Origin of the sequence: Sulfurospirillum diekertiae (assembly GCF_011769985.2) — a bacterium.
Lineage (GTDB): Bacteria > Campylobacterota > Campylobacteria > Campylobacterales > Sulfurospirillaceae > Sulfurospirillum > Sulfurospirillum diekertiae.
Map to the genome: position 1 here is coordinate 616,859 of NZ_CP039734.2, position 23,923 is coordinate 640,781.

The window sequence follows — 23,923 nt, forward strand, 5'->3', positions numbered from 1 at the left end:
GACATATCTTTTCATTATAATCGGTTCATCAAAAAAACGAAAAGGATGTTTCGTGGAAAAAACCGTGAATGTGAAGAAAAAAGATTGGATGCACTATACGATAAAAAGCTTGGCCTTTTGGGTTATTTTTGGCATTATCGCAGGTATTGCTCTTGGTATGGTTGATCCTAAACTGGCAACGCAAGCAAAGCCAGGAATTGATTGGTTTATTCAAGCGTTGAAATGGCTTGTTGGACCGATTATCTTCTTAACCATTATTTCAGGTATTGTTGGACTTGAAAGTCTTAAAGAAGTTGGTTCAATTGGATTAAAAGCATTAATCTATTTTGAAATCGTAAGTACCTTTGCGTTGGCAATCGGTGTACTTTTTGGAAATATGTTTGGACCTGGACATGGAATGAACCTTTCCGTTGATTCGCTAGATCCTAAAAGTGTTGCTAAATTTACAAGCACGGGTGACGTTGGGTCTATATGGTCTATCCTCAAAAATGCAGTTCCAAGTGACCCTATTACACCATTTCTGAATGGTAATACACTTCAAGTATTAACGATGGCATTGGTTTTAGCCATTTTGATCGCTGCTTTTGGTGGAAAACATAAAGCTACTATTTTGAAACCACTTGAAATTGTTCAAAACTTTTTCTTCAAAATCTTAACGATTTTGATGTGGTTAAGCCCTATCGCATCTTTTAGTGCGATGGCATTTTTGATCGGTAAATTTGGTATTGCTTCTTTGATCAATATGGCAAGTTTATTGGGTGTTATGGCTATCTCTGTACTTGCATTTGTTTTTGGTGTCCTTGGTATTATTATGGCAATCTTCAAAATCAATATTTTCAAATTTATGCGCTTTATCGCTAAAGAGGTATTGATTGTATTTGCAACGTCATCCAGTGAATCTGCATTGGCTCCATTGATGCGTCGTCTAGAAGCCGCTGGTGTAAGCAGAGGAACAACAGGTCTTGTTATTCCAACGGGGTATTCATTTAACCTTGATTGTACGAACATCTATCTTTCACTCTCCATTATCTTTATTTCTCAAGCGTTCAATATTCCATTGACCCTTGGTGAAGAGTTAAGTATCATCTTCATTTTGATGGTTACCTCAAAAGGTGCTGTAGGTGTAACAGGTTCTGGTTTTATCGTTCTTGCAGGAACTTTGTCTGCCATGGGTGGCGCAATTCCTGTGGTAACGGTTGCGGTACTTCTTGGTGTTGATAAATTCATGAGCGAAATGAGAGCGGTAGGTAACCTTTGTGGTAATGCGGTTGCTGCTGTTGTTGTTGGTGCTTGGGATAAACAGATCGATATGGATAAATTCAGATACGCATTAGATCATCCAGAGAGTGTTGAAGACACAATTCCTGGTTAATCAATTTTTATACGGTCAATGAGGTGTTACAATTACTTCATTGACCTCTTTCTTTTTAATATAATTTCCCCCCTTTTCTTTAAAAAATCTCATTAAAATCCCTTTTCGTATGCCATAATAAATCATATATCATAAAACACTTTGCAAATCACATCTTAAGTTTTCGTAGAAATTACGCATCGGTTATAGAGCTTAGACTGGTTTTAAAGTATCAAAAGGGTCTTCGTTGAACAGAGTGAGCAAGAAAAAGGGAAGTAAGAAAGATTGGAAGCACTATACCGTTAAAAGTTTGGCTTTTTGGGTGATCGTCGCTATTATCGCAGGTGTGACCTTTGGTGTGATGGATCCAGAGAATGCTATCAAGGCAAAACCTGGAATTGACTGGTTTATTCAAGTTTTGAAATGGCTTGTTGGACCGATTATCTTTTTAACGATTATTACGGGTATTGTTGGGCTTGAAAGCCTTAAAGAAGTTGGCTCCATTGGTATTAAAGCATTTATCTATTTTGAGATAGTGAGTACATTTGCTCTTGCCATTGGTGTTTTATTTGGTAATATTCTCCGCCCGGGGGAGGGAATGAATCTCTCCATTGAATCCTTAGACGCTTCTAGTATTGAAAGTTTTACGCAGGTAAAACAGGAGGTAGGTTCAGCATGGAGCATTCTCAGACATGCCATTCCTAATGATCCTATTTCACCATTTTTACACGGGGATACGCTCCAAGTGCTCACAATGGCACTTTTCTTTGCAATCCTTCTTTCTGCTTTTGGTGGAAAACATAAAATCACGATTTTAAAACCTTTAGAAAAAGCGCAAAACTTTTTCTTTAAAATTTTAACATTGATCATGTGGTCAAGCCCTATTGCAAGCTTTAGTGCTATGGCATTTTTGATTGGTAAGTTTGGACTATCATCACTCCTGGGTATGGCAAATTTATTGGCCGTTATGTTCGTTTCGGTTCTTGCATTTACCTTTGGCGTGCTAGGTGTTATTTTATGGTTTTATAAAATTAATGTTTTCAAATTTATGCGTTACATTGCAAAAGAAGTCTTAATTGTCTTTGCAACTTCTTCAAGTGAAGCAGCGCTCGCTCCGCTAATGAGAAGGCTTGAGGCTGCGGGTGTTAGTAGAGGAACAACAGGGCTTGTTATTCCAACAGGTTACTCATTTAACCTTGGGTGTACCAATATTTATCTTGCACTTTCTATTATCTTTCTGTCTCAAGCATTCAATGTGCCTTTGACTTTGAGTGAGCAGATGAGCATCATTCTTATTTTGATGGTGACATCAAAAGGGGCGGTAGGGGTTACGGGTTCAGGCATTATTATCCTTGCGGGAACTTTGTCGGCAATGGGTGGTGCGATCCCTGTCGCAACGGTTGCAGTTTTGCTCGGAGTGGATAAATTTATGAGTGAAATGAGAGCTGTTGGTAACCTTTGTGGTAACGCTGTTGCCACTGTTTTTGTTGGCGTTTGGGACAAGCAGATTGACATGAAAAAATTTAAACATGCATTGGATAACCCTGATAGTATTGATGATGGGATTCCTAGTTAAACCTTTGTTACTCCAATGAGGAGCTCTCCTCATTGGATTTTTACTTAAACCTCGCTATAATCAAACAAATTAATAAAGAGAGCTGACATGCTAGAAGAAATTGCTGAGCGCATCAAAGCACTTCCTCCCCTCCCTAAAAGTTTTCATCAGATGACGCTCATTTGCCAAGACCCAAATGCGAGTTCAGCAGACCTTGCACGGGTCATTGAAGAAGATCCTATGATGGTTGCTAACTTATTGAAAGTCGCTAATTCTCCTTTATATAACTTTAGGCGAGAGATTAAAAGTGTACTACAAGCCGTGAGCCTTTTTGGAATGTCTACTACACGTTCTTTAGTGACGGATATGTCGATTAAAAAATTGTTACAAGTCGATATGGCACCATATGGTGTTACGCCTGAAGAGTTTGCTGCTATCTCAGGATTGCAAAGCGCCTTGATGGTTCAGTGGTACAGCAAGATTGATGCAACGAAAGCAGATTTTCTTTTTCTGGCGGCACTTTTGCAAGAGACCGGTAAAATTCTGATTGCCGATGAAATTGTCAAAAATGATGAAATGTATCAATTCCGTTCTGAAATTGAAAATAGTAACAATATCGCTGATGTTGAAAAAATGTTTGTCAGAATGACGAGCAGTGAAGTGGCGGGGCTTATTTTTAAACATTGGAAATTTGAAGATAAAATGGTACACGCGATTGAATACGTTGATGCTCTTGGGGTTGCTCCTTTAGACATTCGCCCTTATGCGGTTGCGCTAAAAGTGGTTAAAACGGCTATCCCTATTAATGCACCACTCAGTGAGCGAAGTATCAACCTTGCTTTGAATATTCTTGAAAAAGAAAAACTTGATAAACAAGCATTTCTTGAGGTTGTGACAAAACTCAAAGAATACTACTAACTTCTTACATGTAAAAGGTATTTCCGTGAAAATTCTTACAATTATTGATACATTTGGTTTCTTTTTTAGGAACTACTATGCGCTTCCACAACTGCGCAATACTCAAGGTTTTCCTACAGGACTTCTCACAGGATTTGCCAATTTTATTTATGCGATTAAGAATGAGCACGATACCGATTATCTACTGTTTGCGCTCGATAGTAAAGGCAAAAATTTTCGTCATACACTAGACCCTAACTACAAAGCAAACCGTCCCGAAGTCCCCGAAGATTTAAGGCGTCAACTTCCTGTAGCTATCTCTTGGATTGAGAAAATGGGCTTTAAATGCTATGCGCAAGAGGGGTATGAGGCGGATGATGTCATCGCATCTGCAGTACGTTTTGCGAAAAGCCATGATATTAAAGTGCGTATTGTCACCCACGATAAAGATTTGTATCAACTCATTGATGATGGCATGGTAGTGATTTATGATCCGATGAAAAAGATGGAGATTGATACGGAAAAATGTTTTGAAAAATTTGGTGTTTATCCTAATAAAATTAATGAATATTTAGCGCTCGTGGGTGATGTTGCCGATAATATTCCCGGTGTAAAAGGCATTGGCCCAAAGGGAGCTAAAAAACTTTTGGATGATTATGGAACAATCGAAAATGTGTATGAAAACCTTGAACGTATAGGGAACCCTCGTGTTCAAGCGATGCTCGAAGAAGGACGTGAAAAAGCCTTTTTAAGCAAACAACTGGTTCGTCTGGATGATTCGCTTAACATCGCTGATAAGTTCGATGCATTTCATTTTCCTTGCGATAATCCCCTCATCAATATAACCGATGAACTTGAAAAGTATGAGCTACGTCATATGCTCTCTCGTGTAAGAAATGAGTCTTTACATGTAAAGTCAAAAGAGGCGCCAAGTAACAGTTTTAATGCAATTTTATTGGATGATACCAAGATGTTGTTTAACATCATAGAAGGCATTGAAGAAGACGCTATAGTCGCGTTTGATACAGAGACAAATGCATTGGATGCATACAATGCAAAGATCGTTGGATTCTCTTTTGCAACTAATACGCATGAGGCATATTATGTGCCTATCGGACATCACTATTTGGGAGTAGGCGATCAAATTGCATTAGCCGATGCGAAGAAAGCACTGGAAGCACTTTTTACTCACAAAATTGTTGGACAAAATCTCAAATTTGATTTGGCTGTCATTGAAAATAATTTTGGCATTAAAGATGTTGCTATTTATGCGGACACGATGCTTCTTGCATGGCTTCTTAATCCTGAAACCAATGTCGGTCTTGATACGCTCTCCCTTAGATTTTTTAATCATGCGATGGTTAAGTTCAAAGATGTTGTCCCTAAAGGAGAAAATTTTAGTGCTGTGCCGTTAGAAAAGGCGTGTGAATATGCCAGCGAAGATGCGTGGATGACCCTTAGGCTTTTTGAGAAACTTCATGAAGTGCTTGACCCAGAATTGTTTGATCTTGCCAAAGAGGTTGAGTTCCCCTTTATTAAGACACTGATGAAAATGGAAAAAGAGGGCATAAAAATTGATGGTCGTTATTTTGAAGTCCTCTTAAAACGAACAGACCATGCGATCGAAGAACTAAAAGCGGAAATTTTTAGTTTATGCGATGCGACGTTTAATCTTAATTCAACTCAACAACTCGGAGCCGTTCTGTTTGAACAGTTAGGACTTCCAACGGTTAAAAAGACCAAAACAGGTTATAGCACCGATGAAAATGTTTTGAATGAGCTTTTAGACCAACACCCTAGCATTGCCAAAATTTTGGAGTATCGTGAACTTTATAAACTGCGTTCCACGTACATCGAACCACTGCTTAAACTTTCCAAAGAGTCTCCATTGGGACGTGTGCATACTTCGTTTATACAAACAGGCACCGCAACAGGAAGACTCAGCTCTAAAGACCCTAACTTGCAAAATATTCCGGTTAAAACGGAACTTGGGCGCGAAGTACGCGGTGGTTTTGTGGCAAAAGAGGGCTGTAAACTCATCGGCATTGATTACTCCCAAATTGAGTTAAGACTTTTGGCACATTTTAGCGGTGATGAAGCGATGATTCATGCCTTTCAATCGGGTAAAGATATTCATAAAGAGACAGCTTTAAAACTTTTTGGCGAAGCAGAGGCTGTAGCAAAACGGGGTGTGGCTAAAAGTATTAACTTTGGATTGTTGTATGGAATGGGGCCTAAACGCCTTTCGGAAACGATTGGTATCTCGACCAAAGAGGCAAAAAGTTATATTGAAAGTTATTTTGCAACCTTTCCAACGATTAAAAATTATCTTTCAGATATTGCAGAAGGTGCTAAAAAAGAGGGATACGTGCAGACACTTTTAGGTCGAAAACGTTTTTTTGACTTTGAACATGCTAACGGTATGCAATACGCGGGTTACCTTCGTGAAGCGGTCAATACCGTTTTTCAAGGAAGTGCCGCTGATCTCATCAAGCTTTCAATGAATAAAATTATGGCTACACTTGTGGACGATGAGGCAAAGTTACTGCTTCAAATTCACGATGAATTGATTTTCGAAGTAAAAGAAGAACGGGCAGAAGCGTTTGCCTTGCAGGCTCAAAAAGTTATGGAAGAGGTTTATCCTCTTCGTGTTCCACTGAAAGTTTCCATTGCCATAGGTAATAATTGGGGAGAACTCAAATGATAGAAGTATTGTTGTTAGCATTTGCTCTTAGCATGGATGCTTTTGCTGTTTCCATTGGCCTTGGAGCTAAACAAAATGGTCATACCACCAAAGCACTTGCCCTTAAAGCGGGGCTCTTCTTTGGTGTTTTTCAAGCATTAATGCCTTTGCTTGGGTATCTTGGCGGTAAAGGAGTCTTGGGCTTTGTGAGCCAGTATGCTGCCTATATTGCTTTTGGTCTGTTGCTACTTATAGGGGCAAAGATGATTTATGAAGGTGTTAATGAAGGCGTTGGTGAAGAGCTCACAAAAATAACCAATAAAATCATGTTAACCTTAGCCATTGCGACGAGTATTGATGCTATGGCTGCAGGCTTTAGCTTAATGCTTTTAGATCTCAATCCTCTGCTTTCATGTGCTATCATTGGTTTAACAACGTTTGTAGTTAGTTTTCTAGGCGTTTATGTAGGAAAGCTCAGTGGTACGTGGTTGGAAAGCAAAGCGGAGATTTTTGGAGGGGTTGTTCTGGTTGCAATTGGGTTTAGAATTTTATTTTTTTAAGAGAGAGGCTCATGTAATGAGCCTCTGTATGGATTAGAATTTGTAGTTTAATCCGACATAGTATTGAATAATTTTTTCTGCTTCAAGTTTGATATCAGCCCTATTGATACCATCATTGGCTGAGAAGGTATCTTTAACATCACTAATCATATATCGAACGCCTATCTCTAGCTCTGTATTTTTTGTAACAGAGTAAAGTAGACCGACTTCTGGGCCATAGTTAAAGCCCTTTGGTTTGTCAAGTGAAAGTTCTTTGGCTCCGTCAACATCCCATTTAGCTTGACTGTAAGAAGCATTGACACCAATAAAAGGTGTGAAATCAGATTTATTTTTAAATAAATAGTCATACCCAAGACCAAATGTATATGAGGTTAAATCATCTTTCTTATTTTGATATGCCAAGCTGCCATAAATTCTACCAAACTCAAAATATTTTCCCATTTTAAGTGCTTCATAGGTACTATTGATCGTCTCTTTATAAGTACCTTCAGTATTAAGACCTTGGCTTGGAATATAGGCTGAACCAGAAGTTTTAGTATGCATACTCATACCACCAAACTCACCACCTACAAACCATTCATTACCCATTTCACCTGCAACTAATGTTGATGAAGTACCAATCATTAATAATGTTGCTACGATCAAACTTTTTTTCATAAGAAAACTCCTTTTGTTTTAAATATGCAATTAAAGCATATTGATTAATTAAATTCAAATAGTTATTACTATGTATGATGTAAAATAGTCATATTGAAATGAAAATAAATACATACAAGAGAAATTTTTCATTCTGTGACGCATTCTGTGACGCGAAAGCGATAAAATGAATATAAAGAAATTCAAGTTGCAGGGTATTAAGAAGCTTGAGTTGCTTAAAATATAAAGTATGGTATTAAAATGACTAAAATTCTAGATCATTATTGTATTGAAAAGTTTCATTACAAAATTGGGAAAAATGTTAAAAGACTACGTGAACGTAAAGGTTATTCGCAGTTAGCTCTCTCACAAGCGTTAGGGTATAAATCGGTTGGGCTTATTTCACAAGCTGAGATTTATCATAAACAACAACACTTTAATCTAGAACACCTTTTGAAGATTGCACATATTTTAGAGTGTCACATTGAAGATTTTTTTCAAGAGAGTGTTGGCGAATAGTTTTTAAGAATTTTCTCGCATGTTTTATACTCAGGCATATGTTCGGCTACGCATTGCCAGAAGCTTTTTTGATGGTGTTTGTGCTCAATGTGTGAGAGTTCGTGAATGACGATGTAGGTAATGCACTCTAGAGGCAGTTGAGCGAGGCTGAGGTTAAAGCTTAGTTCATTCGTGTATGAGCAACTTCCCCAACGTTTTTTGGCTTTTCGAAAGCTGATTTTCGTGGGTTTAACGCCCATTAAAAAACTCCACTCTTCGACGAGTCTTGTCACCAAAGGGATGGTTTTTTCTTTGTAAAATGCATCAGGTGTCTGCTTTACATGTAAAAGAATAGGCTCGCCCAAATAGAGCACTTTTCCCTCTTCAGTAAAAAGTGATTGTATGGTTGTTCGCTTTTTTGCCGCTTTAACTTTTGTAAAAATCCATGCCGCTTTTTGACTTACTAATTCGTGAATATATTCTTTGGATGTGTAGGGTGTTTTGACAATGACCCCTTTGATTGGGTCTATCATAATGTAAAGATGTTTCAGACGGCGATTAATGATGATAGAGTAGCAAAGCGTTTCGCCTTGGTACTCTATGAGAGGTTGCATCGTTTAATTAAACCAGCTTTTTATTTTATCGAAGACACTTTCAAATTTGTCGTCTTTTGATTTTTTTTCAACGCCAAATTCTTCTTGCAATTGAATGAGTAGCTCTTTTTGCTCTTTAGTAAGCTTTTTAGGGTAGCGAATAGAAATTTGCGTAATCATGCTTCCTAATTGATGCGTATGGACATTTTTAACACCTTCATGTTTGAAGATAAACTGTTGTTTGTCTTTCGCTCCAAGAGGTAATTCAAGCTCTGCTTCGCCTCGAATCGTTGGGATTTTGATGGTTTCACCAAGAGCAACTTGCGTAAAAAATACAGGGACTTCGATGTAAATATCATCGTTATGGCGTACAAAATGCTCATCTTCTTTGACATGCACTAAGATGTAAAGATCGCCTCTTCCTCCGCGCTCATCAATATTACCTTTGCCCGCCACGCGGATTCGGTTGTTATTGTCAATACCCTCAGGAATGTCAATCGTCACTTTGTCTTCGATTTGCGTAAAGCCTTTGGCATTACAACTTGGGCATGGATTGGTAACAACGCTCCCTTTTCCATTACAATTTGGGCAGGTTTGTGAAAAGGTCATAAAGCCTTGTCGGTAGAAAACCTGACCTTTGCCTTTACACTCTTTACATGTAGCCTTAGACTTATCTTTGCTTCCCGTTCCATCACACGTGTCACAAGGCTTCTTATAGGAGAAAGTCACCTCTTTTTTAGTACCAAAAATGGCTTCATTAAAGGCAAGTGTTACTTCTGCTTCAAGGTCGAGGTTGTATTTGCGATTTTGCTTTGATCCACCACCGCCAAAACCACCACTGCTTCCAAAGCCTCCACCAAAGACAGATTCAAAGATGGAGCCAAGATCACCCATAATGTCTTCATAACGCATATCGGAGAAATGGCTAAAGCCTTGAGAATCAAGTCCTGATTTACCGTAGCGATCGTACGTAGCACGTTTTTGCTCATCACTTAAGACTTGGTAAGCTTCATTAATCGCTTTAAATTTCTCTTCAGCCTCTTTATCACCCTGATTGCGATCGGGATGGTATTGCAATGCTAATTTGCGATAGGCTTTTTTAATCTCAGTAGCGTCTGCTGTTTTGGTAATTTCCAATATTTCATAATATTCTAGATCCACTATTATCTCTTTACATGTAAGTTTTTGAAGATCAAGATTTTAGCAAAAAGTAGTTTAAAATTTGGTTGTTAAGGTTGATTAACAAACCATTAAAGGCTCATTAATAGCACTCCTGTAAGATTTCATCATAAAACTTTTAAGGAGTACACAATGAAAAAGACAATCTTAACACTTGCAACTTTAGTTGCACTAGGAACGACCAGCGCTTTCGCCTTTGGTGGCGGTAACTGTCAAGGGATGCAATCTGGTATGGGTATGATGCAAGGTGGCGGAATGGGTGGTCAAGGAATGATGATGCAAGGTGGAAGAGGGGGTATGGCAATGATGGAACAACTTAACCTTACCGATGATCAACGCCATAAATTACATGTTTTGCAAAGTGAAATGAAGTTAGAAATGACTAAATTGCAAGATCCGAAAATGAGAACAAAAATGCAAGATCTTATGAGCGGTGATAGCTTCAATAAAAAAGAGTTTATCAAACTTCATACCGAAATGTACGAAAAAATGTTAGCGCTTCAAGCGGATCATATGGAAAAAGTGTTCAATCTTCTCACAAAAGAACAACGTGCAGAGCTTAAAACGTTGATGGCTCAAAAACCACAAAGACCAACCCCAGCACAAACACCCGCTACCAGTAAATAAAAGTTCAAATTTTACCTCTATAAGACCTCTTCGGAGGTCTTTCTTTTTAAATATCACTCAAATTCAGTATAATTATAAAAAACTACAAGGCCATAGAATGATTAATGTCTTGATGATAGAAGATGATACCGAATTCGCCGAAATTTTAAGTGAATATCTTGCGAAATACAATATTAAAATTACCAATTTTGAAGATCCTTATTTGGGGTTAAGTGCTGGAGTCAAAAAGTATGATTTACTCATTTTGGATTTGACATTGCCTGGGATGGATGGACTTGAAGTTTGCAAAGAGATTGTTGCGCAATATGACATTCCTATCATTATCTCATCAGCACGCAGCGATATCAGTGATAAAGTCATCGGCCTTCAAATCGGTGCGGATGATTATTTACCAAAACCGTATGATCCTAAAGAGATGTATGCACGCATTCAAAGCTTGATTCGTCGTTATAAAAAAAGCTCAACGTTGGAAGAACAGCAAAGTCATAGTGTTTTCTTGGTCGATGAAAAACGCCATGAAATCTCTTTTAAAGGAGAGGTTCTTAATCTTACTCCCGCAGAATATGAGATACTCTCGTATATGATTCGTCAAAACGGTTTTTCGATCTCGCGTGAACAGTTAGTATATAACTGTAAATCGCTGAAAGATAAAGGCTCTAAAAGTTTAGATGTCATTATCGGTCGTTTGCGTACTAAAATTGGTGATGATTCTAAAAGCCCTGAGTACATCCACTCCGTACGAGGTATTGGGTACAAGCTTGTCGGATGATTAAAAACTCAATTCTCAACAAGATCAGTGCGATCTTTTTTCTCTCACTTTTTTTACTGGCGATGTTCTTTGCTCTTTTGTTGGAGCATCAAAGCGATAAAAATCTAGAGAATATGAAACAGCGCCAAATTCAATCGGTCAATTATTTGTTAGTCATGTATCGTAACAACGTTCAGCCAAAAGATATTGAAGAGTATTTCAATAATTTTGGACTCAAAAAAGTTGCCAGTAAACATCTGCGTGATTCTGTTCTTGCCAATGGGGTGGTTATTTTCCAAAAACTTTCTCCCATTAGCCGTTTTTCTTCCATTGTGTACAATGACCGTTATTATCTTTTTATTGATAATTTTGAATCCAGTGTTCTTTTAGAGAGCCAAGACTACAAAAATTTTAACGAAAGTTTATGGGTTGTTTTTGTCATTGCGTTGTTGATTTTGCTTTACATGTACGTCTCTATTTTTAAAAGTATTGCACCGCTTAAGACACTCAGTTCGCAAATACGCAAGTTTGCCAGTGGGGATTTAAGCATTGAGTGTCAGAGTGAATCGAATGATGAAATCGGTGAAGTTGCCAATGAGTTTGATCGTGCTGTTAAAAAAATACGCGATCTTATCAATTCCAGGCAGCTTTTTTTACGGACGATTATGCATGAGCTCAAAACGCCGATTGGCAAAGGGCGTATTGTTGCTGAAATGCTTGAGGATGCTATTGCTAAAAAACGATTAGTCGGAGTGTTTGGTAGGCTTGATCTTTTGATTGCCGAATTTTCCAAGATTGAGCAGCTTACATCACAGCGGTATGAACTCAATCTCAAAGAGTATTCGCTTTTACATGTAATCGATCAAGCGATTGATCTTTTGATGCTTGATGACCAAAAAAGAGAAGATCAGGTCCATGTTGAAGGCGATTTTGATTTTAAAGTGACCGTTGACTTTGAGCTTATGGCGTTAGCGATTAAAAACTTGATGGATAACGCGATGAAGCATAGCCTCAATCATCGTGTCTTTGTAAAAAATAGTGGGCAGAGGCTGATTATTGCGAATGAAGGAGAACCTCTTAAAATGGCGATTGAAGAGTATTTTCAACCGTTTGTCTCTGGCTCTAAAGCGTGTGGTAGTGGATTGGGGCTTGGATTGTATATTGTCAAAAATATTGTGGAACAACATGGATTGGAAATAGCATACGCCTATGAAGCAGGCTATCATCACTTTAGCATTGATTTTTCAAAAGGATTTATCGCATGATGAGAGGGTTAGAGAAGTTTAATAAACTGGTCGATGCCTTTGAAAAACTCCCAACAGTTGGTCGGAAGTCGGCTATTAGATTTGCGTATCATTTAGTTTTAAACGATACCTTTTCTGCGATGAAACTTGCCAATGCCATTGAGAGTGCGATTCAGAGTATTCGAAAATGCGAACAGTGTGGAGCCCTCAGTGAGCATGAAATCTGTGATATTTGCCTTGATGAAAGACGTGATAGTCAAAAGCTCTGCATTGTTGAAAGTGCCAAAGATATTTTTGTGTTAGAGGAGCATAAACTGTTTGATGGGCACTATTTTGTTCTGTGTGATTTGGAAGAAGAAACGCTCAGTAAACTTGAAGCGATGGTCAATGAAGATGTGAAAGAGATGATTTTTGCGCTGACGCCTTCGTTAGCAAGTGACGCGCTTATTTTATTTATCGAAGATAAACTTAAAGCGTATGATCTTCATTTTACAAAAATTGCTCAAGGTGTACCAACAGGTGTGCACCTTGAAAATGTTGATATGCTCTCATTATCGAAAGCTTTGGAATCACGTACTAAAATTTAGGCTCAATCTGTCTTTGTTTCATTAAAAAATTTATAATTATTTTTTCCTAATTGTTTGGCACTATACATAGCCTTGTCTGCTTGCAAGATGAGTTCATCTGCCTCAAGCGTATCGCAAGGGTAGAAACTAACACCTAGGCTTGCCGAAATATAAAGATCAATCCCATTAACGACGATCACCTCTTGTATGGTTTCTAAAATTCTGACAAGAATGGCTTCGCACTCTTTTGGCTCTTTAAGATGGGTCAGTAGTGCTACGAATTCGTCGCCACCTAAGCGAGCGATGGTCTCATTCTGACGAATCAGTTTGGTAATGCGCTCAGCCACAATAATGAGTAACTCATCTCCAATGCTATGACCATAGGTATCGTTGACTCCTTTAAAGCCATCAAGATCAATATAGACAACAGCAAAATAAGTATGATAGCGCTGTGCTTCGGCAATAGCTTGATGAAGCCTATCCCAGAATAGAATACGATTGGGAAGAGAAGTTAAGACATCATGCTGAGCAAGATGTTCTAATGCTTTTTCATGTTCTTTGATGGTGGATATATCAGTAAAGAGTGCAACAAAATGTTGAACTTCCCCTTCGCTGTCTTTAACGGCACTAATGTTTAACATTTCGGCAGTTAAACTACCATCTTTGCGACGGTTCCATATTTCCCCTTGCCAATTGCCTTTTGTAAAAATACTGTGCCACATTTGTGTATAAAAACTGTTTTCATGTCTTCCTGATTTTAAGATGCGAGGGTTATGTCCAATGATCTCGGATGCTTCAAAACCAGAGTTGCGAATGAACGCCTCATTTGCTTCAAGAATGATGCCTTGTGGATCGGTAATAATAATTCCCTCTTTTGCATGGGTAAAAACGTTAGCAGCAAGTTGCACTTTGGAATCGCTGGTACTTTTATCAATTGCAAGGGCAATAAATTGAACTTCATCTTCCACAAGTTTGATTTCTCTAGGCGTAAGATTTTGCTGTTGCAAAGAACAAATGATTAAAAGTCCAAGAGGTTTTTTAAGTGCTGAAAAAATAGGATTGATCCAACATGTTTGTGTTTCATCGGATAAAAAACATTGAAACTCTTCATCAGCACACCATTGTTGATCTTTCATGTCACAGAGCAAGATAGGTTCGGATTTAAGGTGCATGAGATGATTCAAAAATGGAGTGTTGCTTTGTGACATCTTTATCAGTGACATACTAAGGTTTTGAAGCTCTTTGGATGTCGCACCAAGTGTTAGTTTTGTGATGGTTTCATCAAAAAGTAAAATACTGCATCCAATACGGCGGTGGTGTATGGATTCAATGCCTCCAATCATTACATGTAAAATGGTTGAGAGGGGTGAAGTGTTTACCATCATCTGCAAAATTTGTTTATGGTGTTGTTCACATTCTTGGATATACTTGCGTTCGTCAATGTCTGCGAGTACACCAACAAGCCCTAGTTCTTTACCTTTATCATCGTAAAAACGTTTGCCCGTGAGATTTCCCCAAAAGCTTGTACCATCATTGCGACAATAGATTCGTTCTAAATCTACGGATGATATGCTACTTCCAAGGAGAGATAGCATCTTAGTCCGGCCGATCTCTTTTTCGCTGGGATGGATGAGTTCAACATACTCTTTGCCAATGAGTTCCTCAAGAGGGTATAAAAACATTTCAGCCATGCGTCGATTGGCATGAATGATATAGCCTTCAAGGTTGACTAAGAAGATCGCAACACTAGAGGTATCCATGATTTGTTTGAAGAGGATTTCTTGTTTAGCAAGATTTTCATTGACTGCATCTAACTGCTTTTCTGTTTCTTTTCGCATAGTGATATCATGTATGATTGAAAAAAGAACTCTTTTCTTACCTAACGTAATAGGTGTTGAATAAACTTCAACATCTTTTATTTCATTGTTGGCAAGCTTGTGTTGAAAGGTAAAGTAGTTACGCTCTTCCACCAGAGCACGTTGTCGTTCTTGGTGTACTTCATTGGGTGGAAGTGTGTTAAATGAAGCAACAGACATTCCCACAAGACGGTCGAGTGGATACCCATAGAACTGTGCTGCAGCTTTATTGGCGTTAATAATCTCTCCGCTGTGAGGATCAATGAGAAGCATAACGGAACTACTATCATCAAAAAATCGGTAGAGGGCATTATATGTGTTGTCTGATAAAAATAAAGTATCAAAAAATGTGCTAAACAGACTCATTGTACCCTCTGTTGAGAAATATAACATCTAAAATAATATTAGTGTAACATAAAATTTGTAATGTTTGGTTGTAGAATCGACAGCAGCTCAATAGATATATTTTAATAAAAATAGAAAATTAAAAAGAGAGGAGTTTAGCCCCTCTTTGCTTCCTCTACCATATGATCTAAAATTGTGAAGAGCTCTTTACTTTTTGTCTCGACAATTTTAAAATTATTTAGAATTTCCTCAGATTTTTCCACACAATTATTGTTTTTAATACAGGCTAATGAGGCATATATTTTATCATGAACATTTTGATGCGGTGATGCAAGGAGCGCATAACTTGGGACATTTTCAAAGGCTTTTTTGCCATCTCCATGTTCATACCATTTTCCTAACCTGCACTGGTGATGATCCCTAAATGTTGTTTTTTCTTCATTATGGAAGATGGCGTTGTATGCGTTAAGTTTGAAAATAATATGATCAAGCTTAGCAAGTTCAATGAAAATATCATAAGAGATAAGAAGATTTTCTTGGCGAATGGCATCGGCATTGTCTGTAAGTTCACTTAAAGCCTGCCTGAAGAGATCAACTTGTAAAACAGAGTCTTTGACATAAACTTCCGTGCTTTCACTACTTTCTACCATTGTTTCGGCATTTTGCTTCAAAATATTGATCGTGGCTTCCACTTCTGCCGTTGCTTTTTGAGTACGTTCTGCAAGCTTTCGAACTTCATCTGCAACAACCGCAAAGCCACGACCATGTTCCCCTGCACGCGCTGCCTCAATCGCAGCATTCAGTGCAAGAAGATTGGTTTGATCTGAAATATCTTTAATCAGGGCAATGACCTGTGCAATTTCGTCGGTACTATGAGTCACACTATCGGCATTTTTTCGCGTATCATCAATTCTCTCAACGATATGTTCCATTGCGCCTATAATTTGATCGGTATTTTGGTGCACATTTTTAACGACTAAAGAGGTTTTATCATTGAGTTGCAAAATATTTTGTAATGTTTCTATCGTTGTTTGCATCGTTTGTTGAATATCCGTACTTCCGTGAATGGCTCCCTCACTCATTAAATCGGTTAATGAAATCATTAATTGTGAATGAGCCATATGTTGGTTAATTTCAGTGTGAGCCTCTTTGATCTTACACTCTTCTAATTGAGCAAGATGAACAATTTGTTCAAATTTATCAAAAAGGCGATTAAAATTTTGGGACGTTTGAGCAATCTCATCTTGTGACTCTATAGGTAAACGGCTAGAGAGATCGCCTTGTTCCGATGCCAATGAGGCAGCAATAGTCTTAAGGCGGTTGATATTTTTAAGAATAATGGTGTTGGTAAACCCTAAAGCTGCGAGCAAAATAATAATACCAATTAAAGCAGTCAAGGCCATTGTCGCAAAGCCTTTTTGAAGGGCATCATTTGATATATTTTCATCGGCTTCAGCTTGTTGATTTGCCATAATCACAAGTTGATCAATATATTGACGATGTATGTCATAGTATTTTTGTAGATCGCCTTCTAACAATGCTCGTGCTTCTTGTATATTGCCTTTTTCAATGGCAGGAATGAATTTTTTTTCAGTAAGGTCAAAATAACTCAATGCTGAGTTTTTAATCTCCTTTAAAACCAAATTTTTCATACGTGATTCAAGATTACTCTGATCCCAATAGCTTTGGCGATCGGTAAAATCTTTTTTAAGGGCATCCAGTTTGGCTTTAAGAGTAGAAATCTGTTCGGGTGTGCTATTCAGGAGCTCATAAGTAACAAGGCGAGTTTCAAGGATGTACTCTGGAGGCGGGAGAATATCGGCTAAAAGGTCTTTTGAAAGAATAATTTTTTCGTAGAGGTTACCTTTGATTTGTACCGTTTGAATCGTCATAAAAGAGACACCAATAACAAGTATCACCACCAAGGAGCTAATGAACGCAGAAATAATTAATCGTAGTTTAATCGTCATAAAGAAGCCTTTTGTAAAAAAATTCATCGAGAACAAAGAAGGCAATAAAAATAATATGCATAAATTATTCCTTAAAAAATTAAATTAGAATTTTATTGATCAATAGTGATTCTTAAGAATGTTAAAAGTGAAGGATAGGACGTTTACATGTAAACGTCCTAGAAGTTTTTTAATGCGCGTATTTTTTACGGAGTTCTTTTTTATCGACTTTTCCAATGCTCGTTTTATCGATGCTTTCTACAAATTTTATTTTTAAAAGCATACTCTCACGCGCCATAATACCTTTTTTAATAAACTCTTTGGCATGAAGAAGGAGTTCTTTTTCGCTAATGGCTTTACTTGAGTCGATCACCACAAGAGCAAGAGGTCTCTCTCCCCATTTTTCATCGTCAATCCCAATAACCGCAACTTCTTTCACAAAAGCATGTTGGTTAATAATATCTTCAAGTTCTAAAGAGGAAACCCATTCGCCTCCTACTTTGATAATGTCTTTGACGCGATCAGTGATTTTAATATAGCCTTTTTCATCAACATTGGCCATATCGCCTGTGTGTAAATAACCACCACTCCAAAGAATTTCAGAGTTTTTTTGATCTTTAAAATAGCCTTGACTCAGCCAAGGAGAACGCACAACAATTTCACCGGTGCTCATTCCATCGCGAGGAAGTGGTTGCATCTGTTCATTCACAATTTGCATTTCCACAAAACCCATGGGGCGACCCGTTTTGATGCGAATATCGCTTTGGGCATCATCATCCAGCGCTAACATCTCTGGGGTGAGTTGTGCCACACTTAAAATAGGGCAGGTCTCGCTCATACCATAGCCTGTGAACATGTCAATGCCTCTTGAGAGTGCCTCTTTGCACATTGACTTAGGAAGCGATGCTCCACCGATCATCACTTTCCATCCTTTGAGATTCACCTCATTAATTTTAGGCGAGTTAAAAAGCATGTGCATGATGGTTGGAACACAATGAGAGAAGGTAACGCCTTCTTTGTCAATGAGGTCTAAAAGCACGTCTGGCATATAACGTCCCGGATAGACTTGTTTGACACCCAACATGGTTGCGACATAAGGCAATCCCCACGCATGGACGTGAAACATCGGGGTAATGGGCATATACACATCGCCTTGGTGAAAACTACCTTGTTTTGGGGCACTTCCAAGTGTGGAAAGCGCGCCTAGCGTATGCAAAACAAGTTGGCGATGGGTAAAGTAAACACCTTTGGGAAGTCCCGTTGTTCCTGTGGTATAAAAGGTTGTTGCACGAGTATTTTCATCGAAGTCTGGAAAATCAAATGTATCGGCACTTTGCGCAAGCAGTTGTTCGTATTCACCTTTTACATGTAAAGAGGTTGGGGGGATTTTACCATCATCTGAGAGAATAATAAAAGCATCAATATCCAGCCTTCCTTTAATCTGCTCTAAGGTGGGAAGAAGATCCGTGTGTGCCAAGATGACATCATCTTCAGCGTGATCAATCGTATAGAGAATCTGCTCAGGAGCGAGTCTAATATTGATGGTATGAAGGATAGCGCCTAACATGGGAATAGCAAAATAGCATTCCAAATAACGATGGGAGTCATAGTCCATAACAGCAACGGTATCACCTGCTTTGACTCCTATAGAGGTTAACATATTGGCTAGTTGATGAACGCGTTTTTTAAAGGTCGCATAGGTAAAGCGCTTATCGCTACGATAGACAATCTCTTGGTTCGGATCAAAATAGATAGGAGCATTTAGAATATTTTTTATCAGTAGCTGATAATCATGTGCGTAAGGGTTATTGAGTGTTTTTTCGAGCTGCACGAGCTCTCCTTTAGTAAGATTTAGATATCAAATGCGGGGCGCATCAATGATTCGATCATTTTAACGTCGTAGTGTTGAGAGAAGAAAAGGTTAAAGGCAAATACGCCTTGGTAAAGAAGCATCTCTTTACCGTCTTTACATGTAAGACCATAATTTTTTGCAAGTTCTAAAAAGGGCGTTGGTTTATTATAAATAACGTCAAATACATATTTTGAATGTGCAAAAATATTTTTTAAGAGTTCTGGTTCGCAAGGGTACTCTTCATCTTTAAGACCTGCAGAAGTGGTATTGATGATGAGATCATAAGGCAGAGGAGTGAATGTCTGCCATGTTTTACATGTAAAGCCTTTCGCTTCAAAAAAGGAAAGCCTAGAAGCTGAGCGGTTGAGGATTGTTGTCTCAATCTGATGTGCTTTTAAAATAATAGCAATGGCTTTAGCCGTTCCACCTGCGCCTAAAATCAGGGCATTGCGAATATAGCCAAAGGGCTTAATTGCCTCGTAAAATCCTTCTGCATCGGTGTTGTATCCAATGACACGTGTGCCTTCTCGAACGAGTGTATTGACTGCACCAATCTCTTTTGCAATGCCTCTCACTTCATCACATTGGGCAAAGGCGGTCTCTTTATGGGGAACGGTGACATTGGCACCTTCTAATTTCATTGCATGAAACATTGCCATGAGTTTTTCGGGGTCGGTAATGGCTTTGCGAATATAACAGCCATCAAGTTTTAAAGCTTGCAATACGGTGTTATGCAACCTTGGGGAAATAGAGTGTGCAACAGGATAACCAAAAATACTAAAGAGTAACATGTGAAGCGTTACTCCCTAAGATCGTCAAGAGAGCTTGTCATTGCGCCTAGTTTATTGGTCACTTCGAGGTATTCAAGCTCAGGCTTGCTATCCGCTACAATGCCACCACCCGCTTGGAAAATAATCTTTTCATCATCCAAATACGCGGTGCGAATCATAATACAGCTGTCCATATTGCCATCAAACCCAAAATAACCTGCTGCACCGCTGTAAAAGCTACGTTTTAAGCCTTCAAAATCGCTAATGAGTTCCATAGCACGAATTTTAGGTGTTCCTGTCATCGTGCCTGCAGTAAAGGTTGCGGCAAAAAGATCGAACATGTCATATTTGACATCGAGGATTGCTTCAATATCTGTAACCATATGCATGACATGAGAATAGCGTTCTACACGCATCATCTCTTTGACTTTGACGCTGCCGACTTTGGCAACACGACCAAGATCATTACGACCTAAGTCAATGAGCATCAAATGCTCCGCTCTCTCTTTTTCATCACTGAGCATCTCTTTTTCATAGGCGATATCTTTTTCATACGTAGATCCACGTTTACGTGTTCCCGCAATAGGGCGCAATGTAATGCGTCCATCTTTTAGTCCAACCATAACTTCAGGAGAACTACCGATAATAGCAAAGTTGGGATACGAGAGATAAAACATATAAGGAGATGGATTCTTTTGACGTAAAATTCGGTAGAAGCTAAGACGATCAATATGCGCGTATTGTGTAAAGCGATTGGACATCAAAATCTGAAAAACATCGCCACTGCGTATCATCTCTTTGGCTTGTGCAACCATATCAAAAAAGCGCTCTTTGGAGAGTGCAAATGAGCTTTTGCTTTTATCGACAAGCGCTGTTTGAATAGGAATATGAATGTGCGGCTCTTTCAGTGTCGCTTCAATCAAATCCAGTTGCTCTGCAATACTTGGTACAAAGGTTGTTAAGATAAGCGTGTTGGTTTTATGCGAAAAGGTACAAACGAGTTTTGGACGCATTAAGTCAACTTCTGGGATATGAAGCTCGTCTTTAAGCCCATCCATGTGAGATCTCAATCGTGGCTCAAAAATTTTTACTGCATCGTACCCAATGTAGCCGATAAAGCCATCAACAAAACCTACTCCTAGCTCTTTAGTATAGGTTTGATAGAGCGTTTTATCGAGCTCTGCATAGCGCTTTTTCAAAAAAGTAAAAGGATTGGATCCTAAATTATATGAAACACCTTCTTCATCAATATGGATGCTAACATCGTCTTGGTGAATCACACGTTCACGTGCGCCAATAAAAAGAAAGCTAAAGTTGCCATCGTTGTTGTTGATAGCACTTTCAAACAAAAAACAGAGCTCACCTTCAAAATATCGTTGCAATTTTGCAAAGATTGTGATGGGGGTGAGCTGATCAAAAAGAATTTTACGAGAGCTTAGCACCTTATTTTACCCTATAAATAAATGCGTTTTTATTGACACTAGAACGAATGAGGCTAAGAGCATTTTCGGCTTCAGCAGACGTTGCATAAGGTCCAATAAGGAGTTTAACCACTTTATTACCATTGACGACAGTTGCATATGTCTTGCAATCAAATCCTTTTGATTTGATGTCACTGAGTTGCTTTGCATCAGGAGCTGTCGCAACGGCACCGACTTGAACATAAATACCAGGAGAAACCGTACTACCGCTTGTTGCAGAAGGCGTACTTGGCGCTACTTCGGTACTACGGAGCATTTGCTGAGGTTTAGCCGCTTCTTTTTTAGGCTCTTCTTTCACTTTTGCAGGAGCAGGTTCTTTGACAGGTGTCGAAGCAGTAGGCGTTGTCGTTGTTGTCTCTTTAGGTTTAACGTCACTCCCTTTGGCATCTTCTTGTTTTTGTGCTTCTTTATCTTTAAGGGTTTTGATCATATCTTCAAAACTCTCTTTTTTAGGGTTTTCCTCAATAATTGGCACTTGTTTAAAGAGCTGGTCATCTTTAGGAATTTGCGTCTCTTGCGTTGGCTCAGGTGGTAAAATTAGTTTAGAAGTGTCTTTCCCTTGATCTTTGTTTGCTACTTTCATACTTGCAAGTGCGACAAGAAATACAAGAATCAAAAAAGCAACCAAAATAAGGATACGTTTCATCTTAACGGTTTTATTGTCTCCTTTTTCTAAGACAATATCACTTAATTCATTTCTATTTTCCATCGGTTCTCCTTAGAATGATGTTGACTACATATGCTTCGACCAAGAAGCGCCTCGCTCTTTTTGGTACAAGTCATAAGGCAGTGCCAAAATATTAAACTCTTTTGGAAGCTCTTGCGTTGGGAACATTCTCCATTCGCGCGGAAGCTTTTGAGAGAGCTTTGCTGAAAGCATTTTAGCGATCTGATACCCCTCTTGCAAGGTAGTATGACCTTTATGAACATACAGATGTAGATGACCCTCTGTTTTACTTTTATACGCAGTAAAATTGATGAATCCCTCTTCTCTAAGCAAAAGTTGTGCCCTATGCCAAAATCGCTCGGTATTTCTTCCATTATAGTCAAAAACAATATTTTCGACTTTGTCAAAGTTATTAATCAGTGAATGAGCAACTGTAATTTTTCCATCAAGATGATCTTTGATGATACTGTTGTTCAAAGGCTGATCAATTCGCTCATATTTATCAAAAAAGACTCTCCCTCCAAAATCGATCTTTTGGACAATAGCGTCACGCTTGATCCAATAGTGGTCGGTAATCATTTTGATGAGAGAGACGTCAATGTTATACATAATTTCCCTTAATAGGTTGGTCTGTCATAAATAATAAAGTTACTTGCTAACGTTTTCATTTCAGCTTTGATCTTTACATGTAAAGCTTCATCGTTGATATTATCGAGTACATCAGCAATTTTGTTGGCAATAATTTCAAACTCTTTTTCTTTCATACCACGTGCTGTAAGCGCAGGGGATCCAATACGAACACCACTGGTCACAAATGGGCTTCGTGTCTCGCCTGGTACGGTATTTTTATTAACGGTAATGCCTGCACGCCCAAGTGCTAAGTCAGCCTCTTTACCACTAAACTCTTTGTTTAAAAACGAAACGAGTACGAGATGGTTATCGGTACCACCACTGACGATGTCATAGCCTCTTTTAATCAGCACATCGGCTAAAACTTTTGCATTGGCACGTACTTGTTTTGCGTATGTTTTCCATTCTGGTTTCAGGTTTTCAGCAAAACCAACGGCTTTGGCTGCAATCACATGCACCAATGGACCACCTTGAATTCCTGGGAAGATCGCGCTATTGATTTTCTTAGCGATCTCTTCATCGTTGGTAAGAATGATACCGCCACGAGGTCCACGAAGCGTTTTATGCGTTGTTGATGTGACGACATGACAGTGAGGGAATGGACTTGGATGTTCACCGCCTGCGACTAAACCAGCAACGTGTGCGATATCGGCAAAAAGATACGCACCCACTTCATCTGCAATTTCCCTAAATTTTGCAAAATCAAGTTCTCTTGGGTAGGCACTTGCGCCACACACGATTATTTTAGGTTTAACGATATGGGCAATTTCTCTTACTTTATCATAGTTGATGCGACCATCAAGCTCAACGCCATAAAAGAAGCTAGAATAGGTTTTGCCTGAACTACTCACTTTAGCACCGTGTGTTAAGTGTCCGCCGTGGCTTAAATCCATACCTAAAATTTTATCAAATGGATTCAAAAGCGCTTGGTAAACACCTTGATTGGCTTGGCTACCTGAGTTTGGCTGAACGTTTGCATAGGTACAACCAAAAAGTTTACAGACTCTATCAATGGCAAGTTGCTCAACAGCATCAGCAAATTCGCAACCACCGTAATAGCGTTTACCAGGATAACCTTCAGCGTATTTGTTTGTAAAAACACTGCCCATCGCTTCCATAACAGCAGGATAGGTGAAATTTTCACTGGCAATCATTTCTAAATGATCACATTGGCGATTTAACTCTTTTACCGTTAGGTCGTAAATAACAGGGTCAACAGTTTTTAAAATACTCATT

The 23,923-nt window shown here is 38.7% G+C and carries 21 protein-coding genes; 10 read left to right on the top strand and 11 right to left on the bottom strand.

All coding sequences use genetic code 11. The features are described from left to right. Nucleotides 1-88: 88 nt before the first annotated feature. The 5 genes from FA584_RS03240 (at nt 89) to FA584_RS03260 (ending at nt 7,046) form a co-directional block, all read left to right on the top strand. On the top strand, nt 89-1,372 hold the full coding sequence (locus FA584_RS03240) for a cation:dicarboxylate symporter family transporter (protein WP_167750685.1): 1,284 nt from the start codon (nt 89-91) through the stop codon (nt 1,370-1,372). Nucleotides 1,373-1,607: 235 nt separating this feature from the next. Next, a complete protein-coding gene (locus FA584_RS03245; RefSeq protein WP_096047780.1) occupies nt 1,608-2,927 on the top strand; it encodes a cation:dicarboxylate symporter family transporter in 1,320 nt (439 codons plus the stop codon). A gap of 87 nt (nt 2,928-3,014) precedes the next feature. Continuing rightward, entirely contained in the window at nt 3,015-3,824 is an 810-nt protein-coding gene (locus FA584_RS03250; protein WP_096045957.1) for an HDOD domain-containing protein, read from the top strand. Nucleotides 3,825-3,849: 25 nt separating this feature from the next. After that, nucleotides 3,850-6,507, top strand: a complete 2,658-nt coding sequence (gene polA / locus FA584_RS03255) for a DNA polymerase I (protein ID WP_167750206.1) — start codon at nt 3,850-3,852, stop codon at nt 6,505-6,507. Further along, the gene (locus FA584_RS03260; RefSeq protein WP_167750207.1) at nt 6,504-7,046 is read left to right on the top strand and encodes a manganese efflux pump MntP; all 543 of its coding nucleotides are present in this window, start codon (nt 6,504-6,506) and stop codon (nt 7,044-7,046) included. Before polA ends, FA584_RS03260 begins: the two co-directional genes overlap by 4 nt. A 33-nt stretch (nt 7,047-7,079) precedes the next feature. Here the strand turns inward: FA584_RS03260 and FA584_RS03265 are convergent, their stop codons facing one another. Next, nucleotides 7,080-7,703, bottom strand: a complete 624-nt coding sequence (locus FA584_RS03265) for an opacity family porin (RefSeq protein WP_167750208.1) — start codon at nt 7,701-7,703, stop codon at nt 7,080-7,082. 240 nt (nt 7,704-7,943) lie between these two features. Here FA584_RS03265 and FA584_RS03270 point away from each other — a divergent pair, with 240 nt between their 5' ends. After that, nucleotides 7,944-8,201, top strand: coding sequence for a helix-turn-helix domain-containing protein (locus tag FA584_RS03270; RefSeq protein WP_167750209.1), 258 nt, complete (start codon nt 7,944-7,946; stop codon nt 8,199-8,201). Here FA584_RS03270 and FA584_RS03275 read toward each other — a convergent pair. Continuing rightward, the gene (locus FA584_RS03275; protein ID WP_167750210.1) at nt 8,180-8,794 is read right to left on the bottom strand and encodes a M48 family metallopeptidase; all 615 of its coding nucleotides are present in this window, start codon (nt 8,792-8,794) and stop codon (nt 8,180-8,182) included. The two genes, FA584_RS03270 and FA584_RS03275, sit on opposite strands and share 22 nt — an antisense overlap. A gap of 3 nt (nt 8,795-8,797) precedes the next feature. After that, entirely contained in the window at nt 8,798-9,934 is a 1,137-nt protein-coding gene (dnaJ, locus tag FA584_RS03280) for a molecular chaperone DnaJ (RefSeq protein ID WP_087437893.1), read from the bottom strand. A gap of 150 nt (nt 9,935-10,084) precedes the next feature. On the opposite strand from dnaJ, the gene FA584_RS03285 reads away from it, so the two are divergent. The 4 genes from FA584_RS03285 to recR all read left to right on the top strand — a co-directional run bounded on the left by FA584_RS03285 (nt 10,085) and on the right by recR (nt 13,158). After that, the gene (locus FA584_RS03285) at nt 10,085-10,579 is read left to right on the top strand and encodes a Spy/CpxP family protein refolding chaperone (RefSeq protein WP_167750211.1); all 495 of its coding nucleotides are present in this window, start codon (nt 10,085-10,087) and stop codon (nt 10,577-10,579) included. Between the two features lie 97 nt (nt 10,580-10,676). After that, entirely contained in the window at nt 10,677-11,348 is a 672-nt protein-coding gene (locus FA584_RS03290) for a response regulator transcription factor (protein WP_088437236.1), read from the top strand. Further along, nucleotides 11,345-12,592, top strand: coding sequence for an ArsS family sensor histidine kinase (locus FA584_RS03295; RefSeq protein WP_167750212.1), 1,248 nt, complete (start codon nt 11,345-11,347; stop codon nt 12,590-12,592). Before FA584_RS03290 ends, FA584_RS03295 begins: the two co-directional genes overlap by 4 nt. Then, the gene (gene recR / locus FA584_RS03300; protein ID WP_096045963.1) at nt 12,589-13,158 is read left to right on the top strand and encodes a recombination mediator RecR; all 570 of its coding nucleotides are present in this window, start codon (nt 12,589-12,591) and stop codon (nt 13,156-13,158) included. Before FA584_RS03295 ends, recR begins: the two co-directional genes overlap by 4 nt. 2 nt (nt 13,159-13,160) lie before the next feature. On the opposite strand, the gene FA584_RS03305 is transcribed toward recR, so the two are convergent. The 8 genes from FA584_RS03305 to FA584_RS03340 all read right to left on the bottom strand — a co-directional run bounded on the left by FA584_RS03305 (nt 13,161) and on the right by FA584_RS03340 (nt 23,922). Then, nucleotides 13,161-15,359: a sensor domain-containing protein gene (locus tag FA584_RS03305; RefSeq protein ID WP_167750213.1), complete on the bottom strand. Its 2,199-nt coding sequence runs from the start codon at nt 15,357-15,359 to the stop codon at nt 13,161-13,163. Between the two features lie 134 nt (nt 15,360-15,493). After that, nucleotides 15,494-17,308 carry a methyl-accepting chemotaxis protein gene (locus FA584_RS03310; RefSeq protein WP_167750214.1) on the bottom strand — a complete coding sequence of 605 codons (1,815 nt, stop codon included), beginning with the start codon at nt 17,306-17,308 and terminating at the stop codon, nt 15,494-15,496. 169 nt (nt 17,309-17,477) lie between these two features. Beyond that, nucleotides 17,478-19,118: a fatty acid--CoA ligase gene (locus FA584_RS03315; protein ID WP_167750215.1), complete on the bottom strand. Its 1,641-nt coding sequence runs from the start codon at nt 19,116-19,118 to the stop codon at nt 17,478-17,480. A gap of 20 nt (nt 19,119-19,138) precedes the next feature. Continuing rightward, nucleotides 19,139-19,930 (bottom strand): shikimate dehydrogenase, encoded by a 792-nt coding sequence (locus FA584_RS03320; protein WP_167750216.1) that lies wholly within the window; start codon nt 19,928-19,930, stop codon nt 19,139-19,141. A gap of 8 nt (nt 19,931-19,938) precedes the next feature. Continuing rightward, the gene (locus FA584_RS03325) at nt 19,939-21,351 is read right to left on the bottom strand and encodes an anthranilate synthase component I family protein (protein ID WP_167750217.1); all 1,413 of its coding nucleotides are present in this window, start codon (nt 21,349-21,351) and stop codon (nt 19,939-19,941) included. A 1-nt stretch (nt 21,352) separates the two neighbouring features. After that, entirely contained in the window at nt 21,353-22,099 is a 747-nt protein-coding gene (locus tag FA584_RS03330; protein WP_167750218.1) for an SPOR domain-containing protein, read from the bottom strand. Nucleotides 22,100-22,123: 24 nt separating this feature from the next. Continuing rightward, nucleotides 22,124-22,666 (bottom strand): DUF1882 domain-containing protein, encoded by a 543-nt coding sequence (locus FA584_RS03335; RefSeq protein ID WP_087437904.1) that lies wholly within the window; start codon nt 22,664-22,666, stop codon nt 22,124-22,126. An 8-nt stretch (nt 22,667-22,674) separates the two neighbouring features. Continuing rightward, nucleotides 22,675-23,922: a serine hydroxymethyltransferase gene (locus FA584_RS03340; RefSeq protein ID WP_096045970.1), complete on the bottom strand. Its 1,248-nt coding sequence runs from the start codon at nt 23,920-23,922 to the stop codon at nt 22,675-22,677. Nucleotide 23,923 lies beyond the last annotated feature (1 nt).

What these genes read in the sequence shown, in the direction of transcription:
- recR (WP_096045963.1), top strand. Translation starts at nt 12,589, where the DNA reads ATGATGAGAGGGTTAGAGAAGTTTAATAAACTGGTCGATGCCTTTGAA.
- FA584_RS03305 (WP_167750213.1), bottom strand. Translation starts at nt 15,359, where the DNA reads ATGAGTCTGTTTAGCACATTTTTTGATACTTTATTTTTATCAGACAAC.
- FA584_RS03240 (WP_167750685.1), top strand. Translation starts at nt 89, where the DNA reads ATGCACTATACGATAAAAAGCTTGGCCTTTTGGGTTATTTTTGGCATT.
- FA584_RS03330 (WP_167750218.1), bottom strand. Translation starts at nt 22,099, where the DNA reads ATGGAAAATAGAAATGAATTAAGTGATATTGTCTTAGAAAAAGGAGAC.
- FA584_RS03320 (WP_167750216.1), bottom strand. Translation starts at nt 19,930, where the DNA reads ATGTTACTCTTTAGTATTTTTGGTTATCCTGTTGCACACTCTATTTCC.
- FA584_RS03290 (WP_088437236.1), top strand. Translation starts at nt 10,677, where the DNA reads ATGATTAATGTCTTGATGATAGAAGATGATACCGAATTCGCCGAAATT.
- FA584_RS03250 (WP_096045957.1), top strand. Translation starts at nt 3,015, where the DNA reads ATGCTAGAAGAAATTGCTGAGCGCATCAAAGCACTTCCTCCCCTCCCT.
- FA584_RS03295 (WP_167750212.1), top strand. Translation starts at nt 11,345, where the DNA reads ATGATTAAAAACTCAATTCTCAACAAGATCAGTGCGATCTTTTTTCTC.
- FA584_RS03335 (WP_087437904.1), bottom strand. Translation starts at nt 22,666, where the DNA reads ATGTATAACATTGACGTCTCTCTCATCAAAATGATTACCGACCACTAT.
- FA584_RS03265 (WP_167750208.1), bottom strand. Translation starts at nt 7,703, where the DNA reads ATGAAAAAAAGTTTGATCGTAGCAACATTATTAATGATTGGTACTTCA.
- FA584_RS03285 (WP_167750211.1), top strand. Translation starts at nt 10,085, where the DNA reads ATGAAAAAGACAATCTTAACACTTGCAACTTTAGTTGCACTAGGAACG.
- FA584_RS03340 (WP_096045970.1), bottom strand. Translation starts at nt 23,922, where the DNA reads ATGAGTATTTTAAAAACTGTTGACCCTGTTATTTACGACCTAACGGTA.
- FA584_RS03310 (WP_167750214.1), bottom strand. Translation starts at nt 17,308, where the DNA reads ATGACGATTAAACTACGATTAATTATTTCTGCGTTCATTAGCTCCTTG.
- FA584_RS03275 (WP_167750210.1), bottom strand. Translation starts at nt 8,794, where the DNA reads ATGCAACCTCTCATAGAGTACCAAGGCGAAACGCTTTGCTACTCTATC.
- FA584_RS03260 (WP_167750207.1), top strand. Translation starts at nt 6,504, where the DNA reads ATGATAGAAGTATTGTTGTTAGCATTTGCTCTTAGCATGGATGCTTTT.
- FA584_RS03270 (WP_167750209.1), top strand. Translation starts at nt 7,944, where the DNA reads ATGACTAAAATTCTAGATCATTATTGTATTGAAAAGTTTCATTACAAA.